Consider the following 14,749-nt stretch of genomic DNA (forward strand, 5'->3'; position numbering starts at 1 on the left):
AGAAATAAAAAATACTAAAGTGGCGTCAGCCACTTTAGTCGTTGAAGCACTCTTTACTGAGCAATGAAAAACTGGCTTTTTTATGCCATTCCATTCTTCTTTTATACGCTGAAAAATCGTACTTGCATGCGGCTTCAACAGAATTCTGAGCTTCATACATATATCCCGCCAAATCGATCAGGGCCTTGTCGTCCAAATCTGAGCCGAGTTGTTTCATCAAGTGAACCACGAATTGAGCAATAAACTCATTATGCTGTTGTTCAAGTATTTCCAGTTCCGGAGACTGCGCTGTTGCTCTGAACAGTTCAGCATGCAATTTAAGTTGTTCTGGCGTTGTCACTGTTTGCGTATAAAAACGATCGATCATTTCTCCGATGAGTGTATTGCGCCGCTCTTTAGTATCAATCGGGTAGTTGCTAAGTTCATCCAGGATTGCTGATAGACTGGATTCAATATCCTGGCGCCATTCAATAATCAATTCAGATAATATGGAAAGTTTATTGGGGAAGTATTGGTACACTGAACCAATTGATGTTCCAGCACGTTTTGCCAGAGTTTCAGTTGTAAAGGTATCCAGGCCGCCTTCGACCAGCATATCTTTTGCTATCGATAGCATTTTATCGAATTTAAGTCGCGATCTTTCTTGTTTGGGGACTTTTCGCGGAGGGATGGTTGTTTTCATTCAGAGTGTCTGCAGCACAAGCTTCCGAGCAGTTTAATATAGATAAATCGCTAAGTCGCGGCAGAATTGGTGACAGACTGCTAATAGTTCAGCAGTCTGTCGTGTTCTCAGAGTTTTCCTGCGACCAACTTGCCATCCATAACAACTGCCCGAGGCTTCAGTTTATGAATCTGATTCTGGTCCATCGATAACAGATTTTGGTCTAATACGATAAAATCAGCTTTTTTTCCTGCTTCAAGTGATCCTGTCAGATTGCTAATACCCAGCTGTTTTGCCGCATTGATAGTGTAGCCTGACAGCATTTGCTCCAGACTAACCGCTTCATTAAGGGGAAGAGCGGGTTTAATATCTGCAGCAATGCCATCACCACGGGTTATGCCTGCCTGGATACCGAGAAAAGGCGTGATTAGAGGTGTTTCCGCCGGGCCAAAGGTATCGCTTGAAAACGTAACCTTAACACCTTTATCAAAATAGGACTTGATCAGAGTGTAGTTATGGTCAACCTGGTGCTGACCAATGGTCATGGTGGCAGCTTTTGAGGCGCCTGCGGTTAACCACTGAGGGGTGAAATTCGCGTGTACACTCAGGGTTGCGAGGTCATCTATATCTTCAGGGTCGGTAATCTCGAGATGAGACAAGGTAATTTCGTTACTCAATTCAGTGGCCGCTTTGGCCATTTTTACCGCATCTAATGCTTCACGAATCGAACGATTGCCAACCGTGTGTAAATGTAAATCAATGTTTGCCTGGTTTAACTCGAGAATAAAGTCAGCCAGTTCTTTGGCTGTTAACAATACACCGCCAATATTCGGCTTAGAGCCATGTATGTGCTGATACTCTTGTTTTACATAGGCGGTACCTAAAGCATGATCACCGTCATAGTGAATCTTAATTGTGTCGAACTTCAGGTTTTTTCCTGCATACTTTTTTCTCAGAGCTTGTAAATCAGCTACCGCTGTTTTGACCTGTCTGGCGTCGAAAATATGATGGGAGGCATAGTATCGAACAGGAAGCTTATTTTCATCATCCATTTTTTTCAAAATTGAATAGACATTATCCTGAGAGGTAAAGTTTCCTGCATCCCAAAGTGCAGTGACTCCATAATCGGCATAGTGCTGGAGTAACTTTTTCAGGCGACTGGTAAGCACGGCTTCGTTCGGTGTTATTGTCGCAAGAATAAAGGGGACTAATGAAAACTCTTTGGCCCAACCTGTTAATTCTCCATTTTCATCTTTAACGAAATAGGAAATATTGCGAGACAAATCCGGAGTATTTTTGTCGATGCCAAATACTGCGAGTGCTGCGCTGTTTAACCAAAAACTATGGCCGGTATTATCCTGCAAAATGACTGGTGTATTTCCGAAAATTTCATCCAGTTGAGCTTTGTTTGGCCCTTCCGGTAGGAACATATCGACATGCCAGGTACCGGTAAAAACTAAAGGCTGACCTTTTGTCTGTTCTGCCAGCTTACGCAAATCGGAGAAAAACTCTTCTTTATTGTTTTTACTTAATTCAAGGTGTGACTCCGTCGAGAACGGATCGCCGAGAATTGACATGGCGCCTGGGTGGGTATGAGCATCAATGATGCCAGGCATCACAAAATGTCCATTCAGATCAGTTTTCTTGAGTTGATCGACATTGCGGTAGTCCCGTCGAAACTCTGCCAGCGTACCAACCGCAATAATTTTGTCATCAGCCGTGATGATCGCATTGGCGTTGCTGTTTTGCTTATCCATTGTTTTTATGGCTGCATTGTGATATAGCGTGGCGTTGCTTGGTAGCGGTTTTTTCTGATTCTTGCTCTTATTGTTGTTGTCCAGGCAGCCCAGCATCATAAATGTGCATAACAACACCGTCGTTATGCGGGCCCAGTAAGATCTCATATTCATCATTTTTATATTTCTCTCGTGTTCGTTCAGATTCGATCAGGATTCATTAACTTATCAAATGCGCACAAATGTGCGCATAATTTATTTGTAATAACTTGTTACTGGGATTAATTGACGGGGTGCCGTTGGATCGTCTTTCGCTGCTCTGGAAGCTGGAATAACGTTATCGCTATTTTTGATATAGTTACTTCTGATATTGAACTGACACAGCGAAAGATATGGCCGTAAAACGCAATACCGAGAGCCGGAAGCAACCCTCTCAGGAACGTTCGAAGAAGATGGTTGAGAAAATTCTGAAAGCCACGCGAGAGGTCTTGTTGAAGGACGGGGTTGATGGCTTGTCAACCAGAAAGATAGCAGCACAGGCTGGCATCTCAACGGGCTCTCTATACCAGTATTTCCCGAATAAACTGGCAGTGGTCAAAGCAATTTATAGTGCCTGTCTGGAGGACGTTATTAGCGACCTGGAAGTTTTGGTCGATATTCCTCCTATGTCCATTGGCGAGTTTATGGAGACATTGGATACCAGGCTGGACCGTTTCTATACTCCCGAAAAATACTCTGAATCTTCTCCTGATCGTGCTTTTGAACTGGAATTATTCAAAGCTATGAATATCTTTAAGGAATTGAGGGAGATCGATGAGCAGCATGAGCGAAATGTGGTGAATGTACTGGCGAATGGATTGGCGAAAGTATTCGTAGATCAATCTCCCGATAACTTATTACGGGTAAGTACCTATCTTTATGGTATTCATACTGCTTTTGATGAAATACTCGTTGCTGGCATTTGCGAATCCGCGCCATTACTGATTCCCCATAAAAAAGCAATGGTAGCTGTTATACAAACTTTGGAATGACAAGCCTGTAACGGGTTAACTTATTATCGCTTCAAGATCTTGCTGCAACGATTGTTTCAGGTCGGTCAGGCGACCGTGGAAGAAATGGCTGCCATCGCTGAAAACCCGCCAGTGTGGCTGAGGCACCAGTCGTTCCACCCAGTCGTCAACTTCATCAAAAGGAACAACTTCATCGGCATCGCCCATATACACGTGGCTCTCGAACTCGTAGGGCAGGGCATTAGGAGCATCGAAGTGGTGAACTGCCGGAGCCACCAGAAACAGTCCGGATACCAGCTCCGTTTGTTGGCAGGAAGCCAGGCAGGCCATACCGGCACCAAACGAAAATCCACCGAGATAGATCTTGTTCCAGCCCAGCTCCTGTTTGGCGAATGTCAGCGCCGCAAGTACGTCATCGATCTCGCCTTTGCCGTGATCGTGCTCGCCCGGGCTATCGCCAACTCCGCGAAAATTAAACCGCAGGGTCGACAGACCCAGGCTTGCTGCAGCGCGGGTCGCTGTGGTGACCACTTTATTATTCATGGTGCCGTCAAACAGCGGGTGAGGGTGGCACATCAGAAAACCATCGCTGCCCTGACTGTCTACCCGGGCTTCCAGATCTCCATTGGGCGTTACGATGCGGGTTGCGATTTCACTCATAGATTGTCTCTGATGTTCGGATTGATAGGGGCGTCAGCCTAAGCTGATTGCCGCGGAAAAGCTCTACCACCTTTCGGCTTGTGGCTTCTACTTAATGGTAGGATCCGGGCTGGAGAAATGATACGACAAGCTGCCTATATCTATATAGCTAAATGTTATCGAACATGCCTTCTTATATATCTCACCTCTTGATATAGTTCCGTCCATCTAAATTAGGCTAAAAGTAAATCCGACAATTTCCCTTAGGGATAGCTCGGAAGCAGAAGAGCAACCATGACTGACTACAACCTGACGCATTTAAAGCAGCTCGAAGCGGAAAGTATTCATATTATCCGTGAAGTGGCTGCAGAGTTTGATAATCCGGTAATGCTGTACTCCGTGGGTAAAGATTCCGCGGTAATGCTGCACCTGGCCCGTAAAGCTTTTTATCCGGGTAAACCACCGTTTCCACTGATGCACGTGGACACCAAGTGGAAGTTCAAAGAAATGATCGAGTTCCGCGACAAAATGGCGGAAACCGTTGGTATGGAACTGCTGGTTCATACCAATCCGGAAGGTCTGGCGCAGGGCGTAGGTCCGTTCACCCATGGTTCTTCCAAGCACACCGACATCATGAAAACCCAGGCGCTGAAACAAGCGCTGGATAAATGGGGCTTTGATGCGGCCTTTGGTGGTGCGCGTCGTGATGAAGAAAAATCCCGTGCGAAAGAGCGCGTGTACTCTTTCCGTGATGAAAACCACCGTTGGGACCCGAAAAACCAGCGTCCTGAACTGTGGAACATCTACAACGGTAAAGTTAATAAAGGTGAATCCATCCGTGTATTCCCATTATCCAACTGGACTGAGCTGGATATCTGGCAGTACATCTACATGGAAAACATCGAAATTCCAGGTCTGTACCTGGCAGAAGAACGTCCTGTGGTTGAGCGTGATGGCATGCTGATCATGGTTGACGACGAGCGTATGCCGTTAGACGAAGGCGAAGTGCCTGAGAAGAAAATGGTTCGCTTCCGTACCCTGGGTTGTTACCCATTAACCGGTGCTGTGGAATCCACTGCCAATACTCTGCCTGAGATTATTCAGGAAATGCTGCTGACCACCACGTCAGAGCGTCAGGGTCGTGCGATTGACCACGATTCATCTGGTTCCATGGAGAAGAAGAAACAAGAGGGGTACTTCTAATGTCACACCAATCAAACCTGATTGCAGAAGATATCCTGGCGTATCTGAAGCAACACGAAAACAAAGAACTGCTGCGCTTTCTGACCTGCGGTAACGTGGATGACGGTAAGTCTACCCTGATCGGTCGTCTGTTATACGATTCCAAGATGATCTTTGAAGATCAGTTGGCAGCGGTTGAAAACGACTCGGCAAAATCCGGTACTCAGGGCGACAAAATCGACCTGGCGCTGCTGGTAGACGGCTTGGCCGCTGAGCGTGAGCAAGGCATCACCATCGATGTGGCTTACCGTTATTTCTCCACTGAGAAACGTAAGTTCATTATCGCTGATACGCCTGGACACGAGCAGTACACCCGTAACATGGCCACCGGTGCTTCGACCTGTGACCTGGCGATCATCCTGATCGATGCCCGTTACGGTGTTCAGACTCAGACCAAACGTCACTCGTACATTGCGTCACTGCTGGGTATTAAGCACGTTGTTGTCGCCGTGAACAAAATGGACCTGCTGGACTTCTCCGAAGAGCGCTTCGAAGAGATCAAAGCGGATTACCTCAAGTTTGCTGAAAATCTGAATCTGAGCGACATCAAGTGTGTGCCAATTTCGGCGTTAGACGGTGACAACATTGTTAACCGTACTGAGCGTTCTAACTGGTACACCGATAAAACGCTGATGGAAATTCTTGAGACGGCTGAAATTTCGGCCGACAAAAACCTGCAGAACTTCCGCTTCCCGGTTCAGTACGTAAACCGTCCAAACCTGGATTTCCGTGGTTTCTGCGGTACCGTGGCGTCGGGTTCTATTCGCCCGGGTGATAGCGTAATGGCACTGCCATCACGTAAAACCAGCACCGTCGACAAGATTGTGACCTACGAAGGTGACCAGGACGAAGCATTCATCGATCAGGCGGTGACCATCACCCTGAAAGATGAAATTGACGTATCCCGTGGTGACACTCTGGTTCATATCGACGACGTTCCAACGGTATCCAGCAAGTTGAATGCCGACATTGTATGGATGGCTGAAGACGCGCTGGTTCCGGGTAAGCCTTACGACATTAAGTTTGCTTCACAGATGTCTCAGGGTGCTGTGTCTAAAATCCACCACCGTGTTGATGTCAACACGCTGGACCAACACGATGCAGACGACGTTAAGCTGAACGAAATTGCTCTGTGTGAAGTTGCACTGACTAAACCGGTTGCTTTTGACCCGTATCAGAAAAACCGCGCAACGGGTGGTTTTATCGTGATTGACCGCCTGACCAACGTAACCGTTGGCGCTGGTATGATTGTCGGTGAAGCTCAGGACGGTGAGGGTGATGCGCACCCAGTGTCGGCTGAAGAAAAAGCCGCACGTTTCGGTCAGAAGCCAGCTGTTGTGGCTATTAACGCTGCAGACGCAGAAGACGTTGTTCTGAAGCTGGATCGCCGCCTGTTCGAAATGGGTCGCGTATCTGGCATCGCAACAGCCGAGAATGCGGAACTGCTGAAAGCAGCGGGTCTGGTTGCTCTGGTTGCTGGTGGTGCAGACGGCGCTGATATCAGTCTGGCAGCGGATCAGGAATCTCTGGATAGCCTGATTGCTGAACTGCAGGAGAAAGGAATTATTTAATTCCTGCTCTTTGTTTATAAAACCCCGGTCTGGAAACAGCCCGGGGTTTTTTATTGCTCGGTTTTTATTGCTCAGTTTTATCGTTGAGCGTTTTATTAGACGTGATTAACGCCAAATAGCTATTACATATTCAGAGGCTTTAACAGTTTCACACTCACCGCACTTTCTTCAATCAGACTGAAAACTCTGGCTCTCATTTCAGTTTTCCACCAATCATCATAGGTTTCAGCATAAAGACGCTGCCGGGACTCCTCATTGTCAAACTCCCGGAGCCAGACGAAATAGTCGTTGCCGTCTTCGTCCGTTTGCAGATAAGTATCGAGTACAGTCATGCCTTTATTACGTTGGTAGGGCAGAATTTCTGTGCCCATCAGTTCAAGCCATTCCTGTGTTTTTCCAGGTTTAATCTTATATTCGCGAAGTTCGATGATTTTCATACTGCTTAGCATCATTGTCTGAAAGTTGGTTGGTTTGTGTCATAGGCTATTTTAGATCAATTACAGACTCGTATCGGGTAATTTCGAGTGAGGTTGCGGATTATAGCGCCGAATAGTTATCCTCTTTGAATCTGTTAAACTGCCAGTTGAAGTTATTAATGATAATAAGGTTTCTATATGCTAAGGCTGGCTACAATTCTGTTATTTTTTCTCTGTGCTTCTGCATGCTCTACCACTGGTGGTGCTCAGAATCTGGCACCTCCTTCTTTTACAGCCGCCGAGGCGCAGGCAACGCAATCTAATGAGGCTGCTTATGTATCGCGATACCTGGTTAAGGAAGCTGATATTAGTCTGGAAGTGGAATCGATTGATACCGTTGTGTCTGATCTAAAGGCATCTTTGGAGCGACTGCAGGGTTATGTCGATCGTTCGGAGCAACGTAATGAACGGACTATTGATATTACCGCTAAAGTGCCTTCGGAAAAGTTCGATACCTTTATCAGTGCTATCGGAAAAAGCGGCATCATCACGAACAAATCAGTGCGGGTAAAAGATATCACTGATCAGGTGATCGATACCGGCGCCCGTTTGAAAAGTATGAAAGCCTTGCGCAGCCGGATGGAGGCGCTGCTGAATAAAACCCTGGATATTGGACAAATTCTGCAGATTGAAAAAGAGATTACCCGGCTTCAGGGTGAGATAGAACGTATTGAAGGGCGTTTAAATAGCCTTAAAAAGCAGGCCGCAATGTCAGAAGTGAATATATCCATTTCGAAGAAACGTGTGTTAGGCCCACTGTCTTATATCGGTGTGGGTGTTTACTGGGTATTTGAGAAATTGTTTATCATCGAATAAGGGAAAATCCGGGTGAAAGCCCGGTGTTCTTGCGTCATTTTGTATCCATATCCTGCAGTTTTGTGCACTGCTTTGCTGGCCCTCTGAGCCTATGATGATTCCACTAGCTAATTGAATCATTTCACGAAGGGGTGAATGTATGACTGTTAAGAAAGTGACGTTTAAATCATTCGGTGTCGACCTGGCAGCAAACCTGTACCTGCCTGAGGGTTTTGATGAAAACAAGCAATACAAAGCGATTTTGTCACTGGCAGCTTTCCATCATACCTAATCACTAGTTCTTATCCTGTTCGCTGGTGCCATCTTGCCTGTGTCGCTCTGCAATCTAAGGTTTTAGTACCTGATAAACAGATGGCGGGAGTCACCATGGTCGCATTACACAAACTAGAAGAGGTCAGGGCAGGCTTTGTTCTGCCATCGCCTCCGTCCTTGTTGATTAAGGTGCAGGACCTTTGTACGGCGGAAGAACCGGATCTGGCGAAACTGGCGGAACTGGTGGCCTGTGACATCGGTTTGTCAGCTGCCATTCTGCAGGCGATTAACTCTTCGGCGTATGGTATGAACCGACAGATATCCGATGCACGCCAGGCGGTGATGTTTCTGGGCTTTAAAACAGTGTCAGGGTTGGTGTCGTCCGTTCTGATTCAGCAGGCATTTGTTGGTAAATCGGCCATTAACTTTGAGCGCTTCTGGGATACTTCGCGGCAAATTGCCGAAGCGATGGTGTTTATCGGTCAGATCATTAAAGATCGTGTGCCGCTGGAAAATTTATACACCACCGGCCTGTTTCATGATTGTGGTGTTGCCGCCATGAGCATCCGCTTTCATGACAGTTACTTGCAGTGCCTGCAGGAAGCCGACAAAAGCGATGATCAGACGCTGATGGAAATCGAAGACGCCCGTTATAACACTTCCCATCCGATTGTTGGTTATCTGATTGCTAATGGCTGGAATCTGCCAAAAGAGGTCTGCAAAGTGATTCTTGGTCATCATGATCCTGACTCTTTCGACTTTGGCCACGACAGCATCGAAAACCTGATGATGAGCACGCTGAAACTGGCAGAAAATATTGTTGAACGCAGCAGCCGCGACAGAGATTGCGTCGGTTGGCTGGAATATAAAGACACGTATTTTGATCAGCTTGGGCTGATGGAGTCGGACTACTTTGATTTGCAGGAAGATCTTCAGCAAATCTGGAATGAGCAGGTGATGGGAGGCTGAAATCGTCACTAAACAGGCCGTTGTAATTGCTCTAAAATAGCGGCGCTTTTCTTTTCTGCAGGATGGCGTCAGCCTGAAGATGATTAACAAACGAGGTCGCCTCGACCGTTTTCTCAGCCGAACCCTGAATATCAGCCGCAATAACCTGCGTCCCTTGTTGGCGGCCGGGCGCGTTAGCGTAAATGGCAGTGTTGTTAACGATTCGGCTTTTCAGATTGATGAATTCTGCAACATTATTCTCGATGCAGGCACCAACAGAGAAACCGTTTTGCAGCACAATACGCCGCTGTATCTGATGCTGAACAAACCCGTAGGTGTGGTCAGCGCAACCAGAGACGATTTGCATAAAACCGTCATCGACCTGATCGATCATCCACGTAAACACGAATTGCATATTGTCGGCCGACTGGACCTGAATACCAGCGGCTTGCTGTTGTTAACCAATGACAGCCGCTGGTCGGAAAAAATCATGGCGCCTGAGGCCAAAGTCGAAAAAGTGTATAACGTGGAGCTGGAAAACGATCTTAACGACGAGTATGTCAGCGCTTTTGCTAAAGGGATGTATTTCCCGTTTGAAAATATCACCACTCAACCGGCTGTGTTGGAAGTAACCGGAGCTAAATCAGCACGTGTGATTTTAAAAGAAGGGAAATACCATCAGATAAAACGCATGTTTGGTCGGTTCCGTAATGCGGTGATCCGTTTACATCGAGAGAGAGTGGGTGAGCTCGAGTTAGCAGATAATTCAGGTAATTATTTGCCGCAAGGCTGCAGTTGTTTGATTGATCCGGATGCGATCTGGAATCAACGATGATCAATAAACCAGTATTTTTCCCAGAACATCATCACTTTTTCCGGATATTTTGTACGTCCTAAACTGCCGTTATAACGAGCTAAGGCACGTATCCAGTCGCCTTTTTCGCGCTTTAAATAATGTTTCAGGATGGTACAGCCGTAACGCAAATTGGTACGGGTTTTCATCAGGTTATCGTCTTCACGACCAATTTCTTTTTTCCAGAACGGCATTATCTGCATATAACCCTGGGCACCCACCACAGACAATGCAAAGCGCTGAAAGCCGCTTTCGACATGAATAAGCGCCATTACTAATTCCGGTGATAAATCAGCACGAGAGGCTTCCTGATGCACCATGCGAAGAAAATCCAGCCGCTTTTTATCGTCTTTGATATAACGTTTTAAGCGTGTCGACATATCAACCAGCCACACCTGTGCGGCAAACTCATCTTCGAACGATGTAGCATCGTTAACCGCGTTACGTAATGCATCGCGCAGTTCGCTATCGACTTTCGGTTTGTTCGATGAAGTTTTATTGGCGTGAACAGCAGGGGAGGTGCCGATTAATAACAGGCATAAAAAAAACGCAGAAAAAACGTTTTGGTTAAATCGTTTCATCTGCGCTTTCTCCTTGTGTTCTTATACTTACTACAAAACGTTTCCGAGGCCGTCAGAGCAAGGCAAAAATAATCGAAAACGCGCAGTTTATAGCTAATAAATGAGCATTTGAGATTATTTTTAACACAGCTCTGACAACGCAGGTAGTTTTGTTACAGCTGAACGTTTTGTTTCAGGAACTCAACTACAGAATCCGCAGCTAAGTCTTGCTTGTCTTCCGCACGGCGCGATTTATATTCCAGCGTGCCAGCTTCAAGACCACGGTCAGAAATCACGATACGGTGCGGAATACCCATCAGTTCCATATCAGCGAATTTAACGCCCGGGCTGGTTTTCTTATCACGATCATCCAGGAATACATCGAAACCGGCTTCGGTAAGCTCAGCGTACAGCTTTTCAGTGGCTTGCTGAACCGCTTCTGAGCGATGCAGGTTCATCGGCACAATACCAATCTGGAAAGGTGCGATCGCGTCTGGCCAGATAATGCCGTTGTCGTCGTTGTTCTGCTCAATTGCAGCGGCAACCACACGAGTAACACCAATACCATAACAACCCATAATCAGAGTCTGGTCTTTACCGTTAACGTTCAGTACCGAGGCTTTCATCGCTTCGGAGTACTTGGTGCCCAGCTGGAAGATATGGCCCACTTCGATGCCACGTTTGATCTCCAGTGTGCCGTTACCACATGGGCTTGGATCACCGGCAACCACGTTACGCAGATCAGCTACCTCCGGCAGTGGTAAATCACGTTCCCAGTTAATGCCAAACAGGTGTTTGCCATCGGTGTTGGCGCCAGCACCAAAGTCAGAGCAGTGAGCAACCGCGCGATCTGCAACGATACGGATGTTCATACCAACCGGACCTAAAGAACCTGGGCCAGCACCAACAGCCGCGCGGATTTCTTCTTCACCGGCAAATTGCAGCGGGTTAGCAACGCCTTCCAGCTTCTCAGCTTTAATTTCATTCAGCTCATGATCGCCACGAACCAGCAGAGCGATTAACGGCTGGTTGCCGTCTTCATCCGCTTCACCACGAACAATCAGAGTTTTGATGGTTTTTTCAATCGCCAGACCAAACTGTTCAACCAGCTCATCGATGGTTTTGGCATTTGGCGTATCGACTTCACGCATCTCTTCCGTTGCCGCAGAACGCTCACCGGCAGGTGCCAGTGCTTCAGCCAGCTCAACGTTTGCGGCGTAATCACTGGCGTTCGAGAAGGCGATATCGTCTTCGCCGGACTCCGCTAATACGTGGAATTCGTGAGATTTTGCACCACCGATCGAACCGGTATCTGCCCATACCGGACGGAAGTCCAGGCCTAAGCGGGTGAAAATACGGGTATACGCTTCGTGCATCGCCTGGTAGGTGTTTTCCAGACAAGCTTCGTCAGAGTGGAACGAATAAGCGTCTTTCATGATGAATTCACGCGAGCGCATCACACCAAAACGTGGACGGGTTTCATCGCGGAACTTGGTCTGAATCTGATACATATTCAGCGGTAATTGCTTGTAGCTGCTGATGTTGTTACGAACCAGATCGGTGATTACTTCTTCGTGGGTTGGGCCAACACAGAAGTCACGGCTGTGACGGTCTTTCAGACGCAGCAGTTCGCCGCCGTATTGTTGCCAGCGACCACTTTCTTCCCATAATTCAGCCGGTTGAACGGCGGGCATCAATACTTCCATCGCACCGGCGCGGTTCATTTCTTCGCGCACAATGGCCTCTACTTTACGCAGAGTACGTAAACCCAGGGGCATCCAGTTGTACAGGCCGGCGGCCAGTTTACGGATCATGCCGGAGCGCAGCATCAGCTTATGGCTGATAACCACCGCATCTGCCGGGGTTTCTTTTTCGGTTGCAATCAGGAATTGAGTAGCGCGCATGCGTCTTATTTGCCCATGTAGATTCAAATGACGGGCAATTTTAAAGGCTGGAGCTGTTTGCGGCAATGCGACATAGGCTGTTTTCTGCGCTTGTTGTCTGGTTTGTGGTGGTCAGGTTTCAAAGGTTGAGGGCTGATTTGAGGTTTCGTCGGGCGCAACAGAGTTTTTTCCCGGCTGTGCTTGTGCTGCGGTGTCGCTGTGAGATACTTCGCCAGACAATATGCCCCGGGCAAATAAGAGAGTGAATCATGGTGGAAGCTGTTACCACACAGCTTGAAGCATTGCTGGCGGAAGATTTACCCGTCGCGCCAGCTTGTTTGCGTAATCAGAAACCGATCGCCGATGTGTTACAGCAGGAAATTGCGCAACACTCGGTGGTTCTGGAGTTGGGCAGTGGTACTGGCCAGCATGCCAGCTACTTCACCACTGCTTTGCCGGATATCATCTGGCAACCTTCCGATCTGGCTAATACCATCGATGGCATTAACGCCTGGCGTGAGCGAACGGCTAAAGAGAATTTTTTACCGCCGTTGGTGCTGGATATTGAGCAGGACCTGTGGCCGGTAAAACAGGTCGATGCCGTATTCAGCGCTAACCTGGTGCATTACGTCAGCTGGCCGAAAGTACGCGCTATGATGACGGGAATTGGTCGGGTACTGAAAGACTCGGGCATCGCCTTGTTTTATGGACCGTATAATTACGATGGTCAGTTCACCAGTGACGGTAATCGCGACCTGGATACCTGGTTAAGAGAGCGCGACCCGGAGTCGGGAATTAAAGACTTCGAGCAAATTATTCTCGCTGCCCGTAAAGAAAAACTGCGATTAATCAAAGACATCGCCATGCCAGCCAATAACCGTATTTTAGTGCTGCAGAAGTACGCTGACAGTTAATCCCCGATCATTGATGTTGCTCTTTCTGGTGATCAGGCTTCTTTTTCTATATGCGAGTGATTGTTCATTTTTTGTAACCATAGTGTTCCGCAAAATACAGTCGTGTCGGTAAATCAGTCATTTAATATGTGACTTTCGGGGAACACAACCCGGTTATTAGGTGAAGTGGCTGAGCGTACCAGCGCAGACTGATATTAGCTGCTTTACTCCTTAATGATGCGAACCACTATCTTATCCGGGAGACATTTTATGGATTGCACTAAAACGCTAATAATGTTGGTCTCAATCGCAACAACCTTAATAACGGAATCAGCTTACGCCGGGCTTGATGTTGAAGCGAACCCAACGAATATGGCGGATGTTCCTGGCCATGCCTTTGAAACGCTGAATCGGCTGGAGCCTGCAGCAACAATAGGGGCGACGTATTTTACTCCTGGTAAAGTTAAGACGGATAAAGACGTAGAGGTTACTCAGGTTCAGTCTTATTTTAATGTGCCATTAACCGGCGGCGGTGATGAAGACGGTTGGATATATTTTGTTGGCCTGAACTTCAGTGAAAATGAATTCAGAGTATCAGACACTAAATCCGGTGCCGATGCCAAACAACGATTATACGATATAACCGTACCGCTAACTCTGTTTCGTCAGGCCGATGCAGAAACCGCCTACGTTGCTTATATTGCCCCAGGCCTGCGTTCTTCACTGGAATATGTGGGTGATGAAGACTTTGGTGGTGATGTAATTTTTCAGGTGGTAAAAGACAAAGGTATTCACTCGTATCAGTACGGCGCCGGTATTATCACCGCGTTTGGTGAGTCTCAGCTGGTACCGGTTGTTTCCTACAGCTATCAACCCAATTCGCAATTAAATGTCACACTGGGTTTACCCACTTTTGTTGATTATGCCGTGAGTGAAAGCCAGAGTTATTTTGCGCGTTTAACGCCGAATGGTGGTCAATGGCATGCCTATGATGGCAATAAAAAAGATAACGGCTTTGATTATAAACAAGAAGGTTTTCGTTTTGGTGGCGGCGGCGAATGGCAATTATTCGGGCCTTTATATCTTGAATTAGAAGCCGGCGTGCAGTTTGGCCAGAAGGTGACCTATAAAGAACGTGGTCAGGAAGTTACCGCCAAATTTGATCCGTCTAACTATATCAATGCCAGCCTGAACATTTATTTTGACTGA

The 14,749-nt window shown here is 47.2% G+C and carries 15 protein-coding genes; 9 read left to right on the plus strand and 6 right to left on the minus strand.

Annotated elements, in window-relative coordinates; genetic code table 11:
• Positions 1 to 34: 34 nt before the first annotated feature.
• Positions 35 to 682, minus strand: a complete 648-nt coding sequence (locus tag ACOQOZ_RS01815; protein WP_420590577.1) for a TetR/AcrR family transcriptional regulator — start codon at positions 680 to 682, stop codon at positions 35 to 37.
• A gap of 107 nt (positions 683 to 789) precedes the next feature.
• On the minus strand, positions 790 to 2,517 hold the full coding sequence (locus tag ACOQOZ_RS01820; RefSeq protein ID WP_420590578.1) for an amidohydrolase: 1,728 nt from the start codon (positions 2,515 to 2,517) through the stop codon (positions 790 to 792).
• 272 nt (positions 2,518 to 2,789) lie between these two features.
• Between ACOQOZ_RS01820 and ACOQOZ_RS01825 the strand changes: the two genes are divergently transcribed.
• Positions 2,790 to 3,428 (plus strand): TetR/AcrR family transcriptional regulator, encoded by a 639-nt coding sequence (locus ACOQOZ_RS01825; protein WP_420590579.1) that lies wholly within the window; start codon positions 2,790 to 2,792, stop codon positions 3,426 to 3,428.
• Between the two features lie 15 nt (positions 3,429 to 3,443).
• Here ACOQOZ_RS01825 and ACOQOZ_RS01830 read toward each other — a convergent pair whose 3' ends face one another.
• Positions 3,444 to 4,067, minus strand: coding sequence for an alpha/beta hydrolase (locus ACOQOZ_RS01830; protein WP_420590580.1), 624 nt, complete (start codon positions 4,065 to 4,067; stop codon positions 3,444 to 3,446).
• Between the two features lie 273 nt (positions 4,068 to 4,340).
• Here ACOQOZ_RS01830 and cysD point away from each other — a divergent pair, with 273 nt between their 5' ends.
• Together cysD and cysN are read left to right on the plus strand one after the other, a co-directional pair.
• Entirely contained in the window at positions 4,341 to 5,249 is a 909-nt protein-coding gene (gene cysD, locus ACOQOZ_RS01835; RefSeq protein ID WP_420590581.1) for a sulfate adenylyltransferase subunit CysD, read from the plus strand.
• Positions 5,249 to 6,859, plus strand: coding sequence for a sulfate adenylyltransferase subunit CysN (gene cysN, locus ACOQOZ_RS01840; RefSeq protein ID WP_420590582.1), 1,611 nt, complete (start codon positions 5,249 to 5,251; stop codon positions 6,857 to 6,859). The genes cysD and cysN overlap by 1 nt, the downstream gene beginning before the upstream one ends.
• Positions 6,860 to 6,981: 122 nt before the next feature.
• Here cysN and ACOQOZ_RS01845 read toward each other — a convergent pair whose 3' ends face one another.
• The gene (locus ACOQOZ_RS01845; RefSeq protein ID WP_420590583.1) at positions 6,982 to 7,296 is read right to left on the minus strand and encodes an NIPSNAP family protein; all 315 of its coding nucleotides are present in this window, start codon (positions 7,294 to 7,296) and stop codon (positions 6,982 to 6,984) included.
• 177 nt (positions 7,297 to 7,473) lie between these two features.
• Between ACOQOZ_RS01845 and ACOQOZ_RS01850 the strand changes: the two genes are divergently transcribed.
• The 4 genes from ACOQOZ_RS01850 (at position 7,474) to ACOQOZ_RS01865 (ending at position 10,186) form a co-directional block, all read left to right on the plus strand.
• Positions 7,474 to 8,151, plus strand: coding sequence for a DUF4349 domain-containing protein (locus tag ACOQOZ_RS01850; protein WP_420590584.1), 678 nt, complete (start codon positions 7,474 to 7,476; stop codon positions 8,149 to 8,151).
• Positions 8,152 to 8,290: 139 nt separating this feature from the next.
• Complete coding sequence (locus tag ACOQOZ_RS01855) at positions 8,291 to 8,422, plus strand: hypothetical protein (RefSeq protein ID WP_420590585.1); 132 nt, start codon at positions 8,291 to 8,293, stop codon at positions 8,420 to 8,422.
• 95 nt (positions 8,423 to 8,517) lie between these two features.
• A complete protein-coding gene (locus ACOQOZ_RS01860; RefSeq protein ID WP_420590586.1) occupies positions 8,518 to 9,372 on the plus strand; it encodes an HDOD domain-containing protein in 855 nt (284 codons plus the stop codon).
• Positions 9,373 to 9,451: 79 nt separating this feature from the next.
• The gene (locus tag ACOQOZ_RS01865) at positions 9,452 to 10,186 is read left to right on the plus strand and encodes a pseudouridine synthase (RefSeq protein ID WP_420590587.1); all 735 of its coding nucleotides are present in this window, start codon (positions 9,452 to 9,454) and stop codon (positions 10,184 to 10,186) included.
• Here the strand turns inward: ACOQOZ_RS01865 and ACOQOZ_RS01870 are convergent.
• Together ACOQOZ_RS01870 and ACOQOZ_RS01875 are read right to left on the minus strand one after the other, a co-directional pair.
• Positions 10,177 to 10,785, minus strand: coding sequence for a lytic transglycosylase domain-containing protein (locus tag ACOQOZ_RS01870; RefSeq protein ID WP_420590588.1), 609 nt, complete (start codon positions 10,783 to 10,785; stop codon positions 10,177 to 10,179). The genes ACOQOZ_RS01865 and ACOQOZ_RS01870 overlap by 10 nt on opposite strands.
• Before the next feature lie 152 nt (positions 10,786 to 10,937).
• On the minus strand, positions 10,938 to 12,668 hold the full coding sequence (locus ACOQOZ_RS01875; RefSeq protein WP_420590589.1) for a proline--tRNA ligase: 1,731 nt from the start codon (positions 12,666 to 12,668) through the stop codon (positions 10,938 to 10,940).
• A 248-nt stretch (positions 12,669 to 12,916) separates the two neighbouring features.
• On the opposite strand from ACOQOZ_RS01875, the gene ACOQOZ_RS01880 reads away from it, so the two are divergent.
• Entirely contained in the window at positions 12,917 to 13,561 is a 645-nt protein-coding gene (locus tag ACOQOZ_RS01880; protein ID WP_420590590.1) for a DUF938 domain-containing protein, read from the plus strand.
• Positions 13,562 to 13,834: 273 nt separating this feature from the next.
• Positions 13,835 to 14,749 (plus strand): DUF6268 family outer membrane beta-barrel protein, encoded by a 915-nt coding sequence (locus ACOQOZ_RS01885; protein ID WP_420590591.1) that lies wholly within the window; start codon positions 13,835 to 13,837, stop codon positions 14,747 to 14,749.

The organism is Bacterioplanoides sp. (assembly GCF_965219715.1).
Taxonomy (GTDB): Bacteria; Pseudomonadota; Gammaproteobacteria; order Pseudomonadales; family Oceanobacteraceae; genus Bacterioplanoides.

Excerpts from the sequence above, each read along its gene's own strand:
- ACOQOZ_RS01815 (WP_420590577.1), bottom strand. The coding sequence starts at position 682 with ATGAAAACAACCATCCCTCCGCGAAAAGTCCCCAAACAAGAAAGATCG.
- ACOQOZ_RS01820 (WP_420590578.1), bottom strand. The coding sequence starts at position 2,517 with ATGATGCTGGGCTGCCTGGACAACAACAATAAGAGCAAGAATCAGAAA.
- ACOQOZ_RS01825 (WP_420590579.1), top strand. The coding sequence starts at position 2,790 with ATGGCCGTAAAACGCAATACCGAGAGCCGGAAGCAACCCTCTCAGGAA.
- ACOQOZ_RS01830 (WP_420590580.1), bottom strand. The coding sequence starts at position 4,067 with ATGAGTGAAATCGCAACCCGCATCGTAACGCCCAATGGAGATCTGGAA.
- cysD (WP_420590581.1), top strand. The coding sequence starts at position 4,341 with ATGACTGACTACAACCTGACGCATTTAAAGCAGCTCGAAGCGGAAAGT.
- cysN (WP_420590582.1), top strand. The coding sequence starts at position 5,249 with ATGTCACACCAATCAAACCTGATTGCAGAAGATATCCTGGCGTATCTG.
- ACOQOZ_RS01845 (WP_420590583.1), bottom strand. The coding sequence starts at position 7,296 with ATGAAAATCATCGAACTTCGCGAATATAAGATTAAACCTGGAAAAACA.
- ACOQOZ_RS01850 (WP_420590584.1), top strand. The coding sequence starts at position 7,474 with ATGCTAAGGCTGGCTACAATTCTGTTATTTTTTCTCTGTGCTTCTGCA.
- ACOQOZ_RS01855 (WP_420590585.1), top strand. The coding sequence starts at position 8,291 with ATGACTGTTAAGAAAGTGACGTTTAAATCATTCGGTGTCGACCTGGCA.
- ACOQOZ_RS01860 (WP_420590586.1), top strand. The coding sequence starts at position 8,518 with ATGGTCGCATTACACAAACTAGAAGAGGTCAGGGCAGGCTTTGTTCTG.
- ACOQOZ_RS01865 (WP_420590587.1), top strand. The coding sequence starts at position 9,452 with ATGATTAACAAACGAGGTCGCCTCGACCGTTTTCTCAGCCGAACCCTG.
- ACOQOZ_RS01870 (WP_420590588.1), bottom strand. The coding sequence starts at position 10,785 with ATGAAACGATTTAACCAAAACGTTTTTTCTGCGTTTTTTTTATGCCTG.
- ACOQOZ_RS01875 (WP_420590589.1), bottom strand. The coding sequence starts at position 12,668 with ATGCGCGCTACTCAATTCCTGATTGCAACCGAAAAAGAAACCCCGGCA.
- ACOQOZ_RS01880 (WP_420590590.1), top strand. The coding sequence starts at position 12,917 with ATGGTGGAAGCTGTTACCACACAGCTTGAAGCATTGCTGGCGGAAGAT.
- ACOQOZ_RS01885 (WP_420590591.1), top strand. The coding sequence starts at position 13,835 with ATGTTGGTCTCAATCGCAACAACCTTAATAACGGAATCAGCTTACGCC.